The sequence below is a fragment of the Actinomadura fibrosa genome, from assembly GCF_900659615.1.
In the GTDB taxonomy this organism is placed as follows: Bacteria; Actinomycetota; Actinomycetes; order Streptosporangiales; family Streptosporangiaceae; genus Spirillospora; species Spirillospora fibrosa.
Window position 1 is genome coordinate 1 of sequence record NZ_CAACUY010000264.1, and the last position, 11281, is coordinate 11281.

At 73.8% G+C, this 11281-nt stretch carries 9 protein-coding genes; 6 read left to right on the forward strand and 3 right to left on the reverse strand.

The features are described 5' to 3' along the window. Positions 1 to 622, reverse strand: a 622-nt coding sequence (gene kdd / locus E1300_RS41900; protein WP_503104944.1) for an L-erythro-3,5-diaminohexanoate dehydrogenase, incomplete at its 3' end; no start/stop codon positions are given. Between the two features lie 139 nt (positions 623 to 761). On the opposite strand from kdd, the gene E1300_RS41905 reads away from it, so the two are divergent. From E1300_RS41905 to E1300_RS41930, 6 genes are all read left to right on the forward strand, one after another. Then, positions 762 to 2150 carry a KamA family radical SAM protein gene (locus E1300_RS41905; protein WP_131762845.1) on the forward strand — a complete coding sequence of 463 codons (1389 nt, stop codon included), beginning with the start codon at positions 762 to 764 and terminating at the stop codon, positions 2148 to 2150. 74 nt (positions 2151 to 2224) lie between these two features. Then, complete coding sequence (locus tag E1300_RS41910; protein ID WP_131762846.1) at positions 2225 to 3466, forward strand: cytochrome P450; 1242 nt, start codon at positions 2225 to 2227, stop codon at positions 3464 to 3466. Positions 3467 to 3572: 106 nt separating this feature from the next. Continuing rightward, a complete protein-coding gene (locus E1300_RS41915; RefSeq protein ID WP_131762847.1) occupies positions 3573 to 4661 on the forward strand; it encodes a DUF3616 domain-containing protein in 1089 nt (362 codons plus the stop codon). Between the two features lie 92 nt (positions 4662 to 4753). Then, positions 4754 to 5956 carry an acyl-CoA dehydrogenase family protein gene (locus E1300_RS41920; RefSeq protein ID WP_131762848.1) on the forward strand — a complete coding sequence of 401 codons (1203 nt, stop codon included), beginning with the start codon at positions 4754 to 4756 and terminating at the stop codon, positions 5954 to 5956. Between the two features lie 170 nt (positions 5957 to 6126). After that, entirely contained in the window at positions 6127 to 6666 is a 540-nt protein-coding gene (locus E1300_RS41925) for an FHA domain-containing protein (protein ID WP_131762849.1), read from the forward strand. A 315-nt stretch (positions 6667 to 6981) separates the two neighbouring features. Further along, positions 6982 to 7908, forward strand: coding sequence for a TIGR03619 family F420-dependent LLM class oxidoreductase (locus E1300_RS41930; protein ID WP_131762850.1), 927 nt, complete (start codon positions 6982 to 6984; stop codon positions 7906 to 7908). Positions 7909 to 7930: 22 nt separating this feature from the next. Here the strand turns inward: E1300_RS41930 and E1300_RS41935 are convergent, their stop codons facing one another. Continuing rightward, complete coding sequence (locus E1300_RS41935; protein ID WP_131762851.1) at positions 7931 to 8371, reverse strand: Lrp/AsnC family transcriptional regulator; 441 nt, start codon at positions 8369 to 8371, stop codon at positions 7931 to 7933. A 121-nt stretch (positions 8372 to 8492) separates the two neighbouring features. Next, complete coding sequence (locus E1300_RS41940; protein WP_165503236.1) at positions 8493 to 9716, reverse strand: MFS transporter; 1224 nt, start codon at positions 9714 to 9716, stop codon at positions 8493 to 8495. Positions 9717 to 11281 lie beyond the last annotated feature (1565 nt).

The following is an 11281-nucleotide window of genomic DNA, read 5'->3' on the forward strand; positions in this document are numbered from 1 at the left end:
AGCCGCTCTTGCCCGCGGCGCCGAGCACCGCCACCACGGGCGCGTCCGCGCGGGACGCGACGACGCGGTGGGTGAGCGCGGGCGCGCCGCACACGTCCATGACCGCCAGCGCGAGGGGGACGGGCAGGTCGGCGGGCAGGACCGCGGCGATCGACCGGCCGAACAGGATCGCGTGGCCCTCCGCCGGGACCTGCTCGGACCGGCCGTCCCAGCGCGCGAGGCCGTCGGTCACCGCCAGCGGCGTGAGCGTCAGCGACACCAGCGTCGCGACGCGGTCGCCCGGCTTCAGCCCGAGCGGCGACTCCGGTCCGGCCTCGTCGACCACGCCGACGAGCATCCCGCCCGACCCGGTGACGGGATTGTGCATCTTGCCCCGCTCGGTAATGATCCGCAGCACCTCCGCGCGGATCGCGTCGGGGTCGCCGCCGTGCGCGGTGCGGAGCTGCCGGTAGGACGCGGCGTCCAGGTTGAGGCGCTCGACGCGGACGCGGACCTCGTCCGGCCGGATCCGGGGGTCGGTGTCGAGCCGCCGGGCGGCCTGCGGCAGCACCCCCGCGGGCTCCAGGACGCGGTGCAGCCCCACGGCCGTGGTGCCGGCGGTTCCGGCGGTACGGTCGCCCATCGTCCCCCAACTCCCTGATGTCCGGTTCATGTCCCGGAAGATATTCCGAGCACCACTGGTTTCATCGAAATTCTTCCCGTACCGTCGGCACCATACAAGACTTTTATGCGATCAATGCGCCGCGAGGAAGGGGTCGACGATGACCACCGCCCTGCATCCGGACCCGGACGCCGCCGTCCGCTCCGAGGAGACCGCACGCCAGCCGTACGCCTACCGGCGCCGCCCCCTCCAGGAGCCCGACTGGCGGCGCCTGCCCGGGTGGCGCGACGTCACCGAGGCGGAATGGGAGTCGGCGCAGTGGCAGCGCGCCCACTGCGTCAAGAACCTCCGGCAGCTCCGCCAGGTCATGGGCGACCTGCTGGACGAGTCGTTCTACGCCGACCTGGAGCGCGACCAGGCCGAGCGGGCGACCATGTCGATGCTGCTGCCGCCCCAGATGCTCAACACCATGGACGCCTCCTCCACCGAGGCGTTCCTCGCCGACCCCGTCCGGCGCTACATGCTGCCCGTCCACGGCGACCGGCGCACCGACTGGCCCTCGCACCCCCTCGCCTCCCGCGACTCGCTGCACGAGGCGGAAATGTGGGCGGTGGAGGGCCTCACCCACCGCTACCCGACCAAGGTGCTCGCCGAGCTGCTGCCCACCTGCCCCCAGTACTGCGGGCACTGCACCCGCATGGACCTGGTCGGCAACTCCACCCCCGCCGTGGACAAGCACAAGTTCACCATCAAACCGGCGGATCGGCTCGGCGCCATGCTGGACTACCTGCGCCGCTCCCCCGGCGTCCGCGACGTCGTGGTGTCCGGCGGCGACGTCGCCAACCTGCCCTGGCCCCGCCTGGAGGCGTTCGTCGACGCCCTGCTCGACATCGACAACATCCGCGACATCCGCCTCGCCAGCAAGGCGCTCATGGGGCTGCCCCAGCACTGGCTCCAGGACGAGGTCCGCGCCGGCATGGAGCGGCTCGCCGCCAAGGCCGCCCGGCGCGGCGCGCAGATCGCGATCCACACCCACGTCAACGCCGCGCAGTCGGTGACGCCGCTGGTCGCCAGGGCCGCGCGCGCGATGCTCGACACCGGCATCCGCGACGTCCGCAACCAGGGCGTGCTGCTGCGCGGGGTGAACGACACCCCCGCCGCGCTGCTCGACCTGTCGTTCGCCCTGCTCGACGAGGCCGGGATCCTGCCCTACTACCTCTACATGTGCGACATGATCCCCAACAGCGAGCACTGGCGGCTCGCGGTGTGGGAGGCGCAGGAGCTCCAGCACGCGATCATGGGCTACCTGCCCGGGTTCGCGACCCCGCGCATCGTCTGCGACGTCCCCTACGTCGGCAAGCGCTGGGTGCACCAGCTCGCCGACTACGACCGCGAGCGCGGCGTCTCCTACTGGACGAAGAACTACCGCACCGCCCTGGAGGCCGCCGATCCCGACGCGCTGACCAGGCGCTACGAGTACCACGACCCGATCTACACCCTGCCGGAGCAGGGTCGGGCGTGGTGGCGGGACCAGGCCGAGGCCGCCTGACGCTGGCGCATCGCCCGGCGCCTTTACGTTGTAGATTCGTTAGGGGCGGCGCCGGGCGGAATATCCTCGGCCGGGTGACCTCCGACCTGACCACCCGGTTCCCGCTCGGCGCCTCCGTCACGGCCGCCGAGCTGGAGGCCGACCCCCATCCCGCGCTCGCCCGGCTGCGCGCGGCCGAACCCGTCTCCTGGCTGCCCGCGCTCGGCGGCTGGCTGGTCACCGCCCGCGCGCCGGCCGTGCGGGTCATGCGCGACGCGGCGGCGTTCACCGTGGACGACCCGCGCTTCTCCACCGCCCGCGTCGTCGGGCCGAGCATGCTGTCGCTGGACGGCCCCGTCCACGCGCGGCACCGCGACCCGTTCGCCCGGCCGTTCCGCCCCGCGCGCACCCGCGAGCGCTTCACCGCGTTCGTCGAGGACGAGGTGGACCGGCTCGTCACCGCCCTCGCCCCCGCGGGCCGGGCCGAACTGCGCGCCGACCTCGCCGGGCCGCTCGCCGTCGCGGTCGTCGCCGAGGCGCTCGGCCTCGACGGCGTGGACGCCGCGACGATCCGCTCCTGGTACGGGGCGTTCGTCGACGCCGTCTCCGCCATCACCGCGGGCGGCCCGCTCGGCGGCACCGTGTCGGAACGTTCCAGCGACGCGTACGCGCGGCTCCGCGCCGCGGTCGAGAACGCGATCGGCGAGGCGGACGGCGGGGCGGACGGCGGGGCGGACGGCGGGGCGGGGTCGCTGCTCGCCGAGGCGGCGCGGCACGAGGCGGGGCTGACCACCGCCGAGGTCGTGGCGAACGCGGCGATCCTGATGTTCGGCGGCATCGACACCACCGAAGGGATGATCGCCAACGCGGCGCTGCACCTGCTCTCCGACCCCGGTCAGCTCCGCCTCGTCCTGGACGATCCCGACCTGCTGCCCGGCGCCATCGAGGAGTCGCTGCGGCTGGAGCCGTCCGCGTCGGTCGTCGACCGGTACGCCACCCGCGACGTCGACCTCGACACGGGGAACGGGACGGGCGTCACCGTGCGGGCGGGCGACCTCGTCCGGGTGTCGATCGCGGCCGCCAACCGCGACCCCGCCCTGTTCCCCGACCCCGACCGCTTCGACGTGCGGCGCGGCAACGCAGGCGACCACCTGGCGTTCGCGCGCGGCCCGCACTTCTGCTTCGGCGCCCACCTCGCCCGGCTGGAGGCGCGGACGGCGCTCGCCGCGCTGCTGGAGCGCCTGCCCGGCCTGCGGCTCGACCCGTCCCGCGACGCCGCGCCGCGCGGGCTGGTGTTCCGCAAGCCGCCCGCGCTCCACGTCCTCTGGGATCGCTGACCGGAGGGCGCGCCGATAACCGACGGAACCGCCACGATCGCCGACGACCGCTTGAGGACCGCCTCCGGCGTCCGTCCGGCCGTCCGTTTCGTGGGAGGATTTCCCAATGATCGTGGAACGCCGTGTCGTGCTGCGCTTCGGGCAGGACAGCCGGGACGCCGAAACGCACACCAACCTGTCCGCCGTGCGCCAGGACGGCCGCTGCCTGTGGACGGCGGGTGACGAGACGGCCACCATCGAGCGGCTGACCGCCGAGTCCGACGCGGACGGGCGCGTCACCGGGTTCGACGGGCACCGCACGGTCGCGCTCGCCGACCTCGTCCCGCTGCCCGCCGGGCCCGACGAGGAGGCCGACATCGAGGGCCTCGCGCGCAGCAACGGCTGGCTGTGGGCGATCGGGTCGCACAGCCTCAAGCGCAAGAAGATCAAGCCGGGCCAGTCCCCCGAGAAGGCGCGCAAGCGTCTCGCCAAGGTGGTGCGCGAGGAGAACCGCTTCATCCTCGCCCGGCTCCCGCTGGTCACCGGCCCCGACGGGCTGCCGCAGGTGGTCGCCGCGGACGGCCACCGGACCGCGGCGGTGCTCGGCGGACACGGCGACTCCATCACCGACCTGCTCGCCGACGACCCGCACCTCGCGCCGTTCCTCGCCATCCCCAGCAAGGACAACGGCATCGACATCGAGGGGATCGCCGCGCACGGCGACCGCCTCTACATCGGGCTGCGCGGCCCCGTCCTGCGCGGATGGGCCGTTCTCATCGAGATCCGCCCCGAGGAGCACCCGGACGACCCGCGGCGGCTGCGGCTGCGCCCGGTCGGCGACGGCGGCGCCCTGTACCGCACCCGCTTCCTCGACCTCGGCGGGCTCGGCATCCGCGACCTGTGCCCGCACGGCGACGACCTGCTCGTCCTCACCGGACCGAGCATGGGCCTGGACGGGCCGGTGCGGGTCGTGCGCTGGCCCGGCGCCGTCACCGAGGACGCCGCGGACATCGTCGCCGCCGGCGACCTGGAGGTGCTCGGCGACCTGCCGTACGGCGACGGCGACGACCACGCCGAGGGCATCGCCGTCCTCGACGAGTCGAACGGGACCGGCACCCGCGTCCTCGTCGTCTACGACAGCCCCTCCCCCGAGCGGCTCACCGCGGACGGCGGCGTGCTCGCCGACGTGGTGAACCTCGGGGCCAAGGCCCCCTGAGGCCGTCCCCGGCCCTCGGTAAGTACGCGCTTGCGGCGTCTGCTTGGATGGTTCCACCCACCTCCGGGACGGCGAAAGGGCGAGGCGAGCACATGATCGAGTGGTCCGAGGAAGACCTGATGATCCGGGACGCGGTGCGCGGCTGGATCGACGCGGAGGTCCGCCCGCACCTGGACGCGCTGGACTCGGGCGAGCTGCCGCCCTACGACCTGATCCGGAGCCTGTACAAGACGTTCGGCATGGACGAGATGGCCCGCTCGTCGTTCGAGGCGCGGCTCGCCAAGGACGATGACGGGGCGTCCGGCGACGAGGGGCGTCCGGGCGGCGGGAACGCGGCGCTGAGCATGCTGCCCGTCATCGAGCTGTGCAAGGTGGCGCCCGGCCTGGTCTCGGCGATGGGCGTCAGCCTCGGCCTGGCCGCCGGGACGATCATGAAGCGGGGCACCGCCGAGCAGAAGCGGCGCTGGGGCCTGGACCTCCTCACGCTGGAGAAGGTCGGGGCGTGGGCGATCACCGAGCCCAACTCCGGGTCGGACGCGTTCGGCGGCATGCAGGCGACCGCGAGGAAGGACGGCGACGAGTACGTCATCAGCGGCGGCAAAACGTTCATCACCAACGGCCCCTACGCCGACACGATCGTCTTCTACTGCAAGCTCGACGACGGCCGCGCTCCCCGCGACCGCGAGATCCTCACCTTCGTCCTCGACCGTGGAATGCCCGGGCTGGAGCAGAGCAGGCCGCTCCGCAAGATGGGCCTGCACTCCTCCCCCACCGGCGAGCTGTTCCTGGACGGCGTGCGCGCGGGCGCCGACCGGCTCCTCGCCGCCGGCGCGGGCGGCGGCAAGGAGTCGGCCAGGCAGAACTTCGTCACCGAACGCGCCGGCGTCGCCGCCATGGCGCTCGGCGTCATCGAGGAATGCCTCAAGCTGTCGGTCGACTACGCCAAGAACCGCGAGCTGTGGGGGCAGCGGATCGGCGACTTCCAGCTCATCCAGCTGAAGCTCGCGAAGATGGAGGTCGCGCGCCTCAACGTCCAGAACCTCGTGTTCCGGCACGTCGAGATGCAGCGCGCGGGCCGCACCCCGACGCTCGCCGAGGCGTCGGCGATGAAGCTGTACGCCGCGCAGGCCGCCAGCGAGGTCGCGCAGGAGGCCGTGCAGCTGTTCGGCGGCAACGGCTACATGAGCGAGTACCGCGTGGAGCAGCTCGCCCGCGACGCCAAGTCCTTCCAGATCTACGCCGGCACCGACGAGATCCAGGTGACCCACATCGCCCGGGACCTGCTCTCCCGCTGACCCGCCGGAGCCCGTACCGGACTCGTCGCGGCGCCGTCCGATGCCAGCCGCGGATTCCGCGAACCTCCGCGGGGCCCGCGGCATCAAAGAGGCGGGGGCGGGTGAGGGCGATCGCCCGCCCCCTGGACGACTTCTGGACAGGCGACGACGGGAACTGGATACTCACAGCTATGGACGGTCGGCCCTCATATCCGGTACGGGCGTCCGACGTGGAACGCGACCGCGTGCTCCGCGTCCTCGGGGACCGCGTGGCCGAGGGCCGCATGTCGCACGAGACGTTCGAGCGCCGCGTCGACCAGGTACTGCGCGCGCGCAGCCAGGCGGAGCTGGCCGACATCGTCCACGACCTGCCGCCCACCAGCCGCGTGGTGAACCGGCTCACCGGCATCATCTCCTCGGTCTCGCACGTCACCGCGCGCATCGAGGCCGCCTGGCGGGCGCCCCGCCTGCCGCGCTTCGCGCTGCCGCCTGAGGGGCCCGCCCGCATCGTGGTGGGACGCGCGCCCGGCTGCCAGTTCATCCTCACCGACCTCACCGTCTCCCGCTTCCACGCCGAGCTCTACCGGGCGGACGAAGGCTGGATGATCTCCGACCTGGGCTCCATGAACGGCACCCGAGTCAACGGCTGGCGCCTCACCGGCCCGGCCCGCGTCCGCCCAGGCGACGAGGTCGGCTTCGGCAACGCCGCCTTCATAGTCACCGCCTCCTAACCACCCCACCCAGGCACCCCGGCGCGGCTTGCGCCTCACCACGCCGCCTCGGCAAACCATCTCGGCACGCCATCTCGGCACGCCGCCTCGGCACGTCATCTCGGCAGCCGGTCCGCGGCACACCGTCTCGGCAGAGCGGCGCGGCAGAGCGGCCCGGCGTGGCAGCCTGGTGAGCCGTCTTGTTACGTCATCGCGTCCGGGAACGGGGGCCGTCCGCGCGTCGGTCATCGGGCTCGCGGCCTTGACGTTGTAAGGTTCGGCCGGAGGCGGCCGGTCGGACCGGCCGGAACAGGGACGAGCGCGAGGAGGGGCGGCGTGCTGATCGGATTCGCGGTGCCGGTGTCGGGGGCGTGGGCGACGCCCACCCGGCAGGTCGAGGTCGCGCGGCGGGCCGAGGATCTCGGCTACCACTCCCTCTGGACGCTCCAGCGCGTGCTCAACCCGGCCAACTCGGACGACCGGACCTACCGCAACGTCCCCGATCCGCTGGTGACGCTCGCCTACCTCGCCGCGCACACGGCGCGGGTGCGGCTCGGCGTCGCTGTGCTGAACCTACCGTTCTACGCGCCGCCGATGCTCGCCAAGCAGGCGGCCACCCTCGACCACGTCTCCGGCGGGCGGCTCGACCTCGGGCTCGGCCTCGGCTGGATGCCCGAGGAGTTCGCCGCGCTCGGCGTCCCGATGGAGCGGCGCGGCGCCCGCGCGGAGGAGTTCCTCGCGGCGCTGCGCGCCCTGTGGAACGGCGGGGACGACGGCGCGAGCGAGTTCCACGGCGAGTTCTACGACATCCCGCCCGTCGTGCAGGAACCGCGCCCGCTCCAGTCGCCGGAGCCGCCGGTCCTGCTCGGCGGGACGTCGGAGCCCGCGCTGCGGCGGGCCGGGCGGCTGGCCGCGGGCTGGGTCAGCTCCAGCCGCGCCGACCTCACCACGATCGGGCGGTCGGTGCGGATCGTCCGGGACGCGGCGGAGGAGGCCGGGCGGGACCCGTCCGCGCTGCGTTTCGTGTGCCGGGGCGCGGTTCAGGTCCGCCCGGGCGGCTCCGGCGGGCCGCGCCGCCCGCTCACCGGGACGCTGGAGCAGGTCCGCGCCGACTTCGGCGCGCTCGCCGAGCAGGGGATCACCGAGCTGTTCGTCGACCTCAACTTCGACCCGGAGATCACCGGGCCGGACGCGGACCCGCGCGAGTCGATGCGCCGGGCCCGCGCCGCGCTGGACGCGTTCGCCCCCGACCCGTCCGCCTGACCCGCCCCGCCGCCGTGGGCGGCTAGAGCGGCGGTCGGCGCCCCTCCCACGGTGTGCTGAGGACGACGGTGGTGCGGGTGGCGACGTTGGCGGCGGCGCGGATCCGCTGTAGCAGATCCTCCAGCTCGTTCGGTGAGGCCACGCGGACCTTGAGGATGTAGCTCTCGTCCCCGGCCACCGAATGGCAGGCCTCGATCGCCGCCAGGTCCGCCAGCCGCTCGGGCGCGTCGTCGGGAGCGGCGGGATCGATCGGTTTGATCGACACGAACGCGGTCAGCGGCAGCCCGATCTGCTCGTTGTCGAGCTGCGCGGTGAACCCCTTGATGACGCCGCGCTTCTGCAGCCGCCGCACGCGCTGGTGCACGGCGGACACCGACAGCCCGGTCTCCTTGGCCAGGTCGGTGAAACTCATGCGCCCGTCGTCGGCCAGCAGCGCCATGATCTGACGATCGATCTCCTCCACGCAGGAAATCTAGCGTGCCAGCGGGTGCGGCAGGGCCCCCACGCACACAGAACGACGTCCAGGCGGCCGACCGTCCCACGATACGGACACGCACCCGCCGCAGCACGCGTTCGGGCCGCGGCTACGGGGCGCGGCTCAGGGCCGGCGCGAGCGACGTCATCGTGGCCATCAGGACGAGGAACATCAACATCGCGGTCCGCAGCCCGGCCGACTCGGCGATGCCGCCGACGACCGGCGGCCCGGCCATGAAGCCGATGTAGCCGACCGTGGACACGGCGGCGATCGAGGGGCCCGGACGCCGCGTGGTGAGCGCGGCGGCCTGGCTGAACGCCACCGGGACGACCGCGGCCAGGCCGAGGCCGATCAGCGAGTACGCGGCGAGGCCCGTCCACGCGTACGGGAACGCGAACGCGAGCGTGGAGCCGCTCGCGGCGATGAGCCCGCAGGTCAGCAGGAAGCGGCCCGGCGTCGTCCGCCCGCGGATCCGGTCGGCGACGAGCCGGCCCGCCACCATCCCCACCGAGAAGACACCGAACCCCGCGGCAGCCGTGCCGGCGGACGATCCGGCGACGTCCCGCAGGTAGAGCGAGCCCCAGTCGTTCATCAGCCCCTCCCCCATCAGCGCGCAGAACACGACGAACCCAGGTGCCCACAGCCCGCGGGACGGCAGCGCCAGGAGCGGGTCCGCCGCGGCGCGGTCGGGGCCGTCCGGGAACAGGTACGCCACCGCGACACCGCACACGACGGTCAGCGCGGCGGCCGCCCCCGTGAAGTGCGCGCCGATGCCGATCTCCGTGCTCGCGGCCAGACCGCCCGCGATCGCGCCGGTGACCCCGCCGAGGCTGAACATCGCGTGGAAGCCGCCCATGAGCGGACGTGCGCAAGCCCGTTCCGCCAGGGCGCCCTGGGTGTTCATGGCCACGTCGAGCGCGCTGTTGCCGAACGCGAAGGCCACCAGCACCGCGGTGAGATAGCCGAGCCGGGGCGCGAACGCGACCAGCGGAAGCCCCGCCAGGTACAGCGAGGACCACATCAGCACCCGCCGGCTCCCCCACCGAGCCACCAGGCCGCCCGCCACCGGCAGGCCCACGAACGCCCCGACGGCGAGGCCTGTGAGCGCCACGGACAGGCCACCCGCCGACAGGGTCAGCCCGTCCCGGATCGCCGGGACGCGCGACGCCCAGGTGGCGAACGCGGCGCCGTTGACAAAGAAGATGAGGCCGATGGCGATCCGCGCCGCCCGCCTCCGGGCCGGAGTCAGTTCGGCATAGATCCTCGCTGCGGGATCGGGCCGTGCGGTCTCCCGCACGAGGCGGGGATCGCCTTCGCGATCATTTCTGGGCATGCTTCTCCTCTGTGATGGCCTGACCGGCGGCATGTTTGCGCTCACGCGAAGGCGCGTGCGGACACCACGTGCGAGCGCCCCGCACCAAAGCACGTGCCACAGCAATCGCCCCGGCCCACGCCGCGGCACATGCTGTCACCCGTGCCTTCGCGCGTGCCTTGGCACTCGCGACGAGCCGTGCCATGGCACTCGCCGCGGCACGCCCCCTGGCACGCGCCGCGACATTCGCCACGGCCCGTGCCGTGGCACACGCCCCCGCATGTGCCGTGGCGATCGCCCTGGCACCCGCCTTGGCGTGTGCCGTGCAGTCGCCCTTGGCGCCTGCCGGGGCGATTGTCCTGGCAGGCGCCAGGGCACTCGCCGTGGCGCGCGCCGTGCGATCGCCCTAGCGCCTGCCGAGGCACTCGCTTTAACGCCTGCCGGGGCGATCGCCGTGGCGCCCGCCCTTGCGCCTACCGGAGCGGTTGCCTCGGCGGTGCCCTGGCCAGCGCCATGACGCGCGCCGTGACGCGCGCCCCCGCGTGTGCCGCAGCGATCGCCTGACGCCTGCCGATGCACGCGCCCTAGCGCTTGCCGGGGCGGTTGCCCTGGCACGTGCCCTGACGATCGCCCTGACCAGCGTCGTGACACTCGCCATGGCGCGTGCCCTCGCGCGTGCCGGGGCGATCGCCCTGGCGCGGACCGGGGCGCTCGCCCGGGCACCTGCCGGAGCGGTTTGCCTTGGCCGGTGCCTTGGCCAGCGCCGTGAGGCGTGCCCTTGCACGTGCCGTGGCGATCGCCCCGACGCGTGCCATGACACTCGCCCTGGCGCGCGCTGTAGCACTCGCCCTGGCATCTGCCGGGGCGGTTGCCCTGGCGGGTGCTTTCGGCCAGCGCCGTGGCACTCGCCTTCGCGCGGGCCGTGGCACTCACCTGCACGTATGCCTGGCGCTCGCCTTGGCGCCTGCCGGGGCGGTTGCCCTGGCAGGCGCCTCAGCGATCACCCCGGCCAGCGCCGTGACACTCGCCGTGGCGCTCGCCCTCGCGCCTGCCGGAGCGGTTGCCTCGGCGGTGCCCTGGTACTCGCTCTTGCCTTCGCAGTGGCTTGTGCGCTGGCCGTGTGCGTTGCCCCCTGGCTGCGCGTGGGCGGCTGCCCTCGTGCGGTGCCTGCGTGTGGTGGCGTGTGCGGTGGCGGACGTGTGGGTTGCGCCGCCTGGGCGTGGGCCGGGGCACCGCTGGTTGTCGGGACGGTGCGCTCGGCGCGGTGGGCGCCCTCGGTGCGGCCGCCGGATTCATGTGTGAAATGCCGGTATGCGGGCGCCCGGTGGCGCCGTCCGCGGAGGTGTGCCGGCCGCGGCCTCAGGTGGGCGGCGGGTGGACCTCGGCGGATCCGGCATGGTCCCGGCGTGAGCCGGGGGCGCGGCCGCACCGTGTGCGGCCGCGGAGTCGTCGCGCCCGGCGGGCCCGCGGGGGCTCGCCGGGAACGCGCTGCGCGACACCGTCAGCGGGTTCCTCGGCGGCGAGGTCAAGCCGACGCCGTTCATCATCGGGGTCGCGGGCAGCGTGGCGGTCGGCAAGTCGACGAC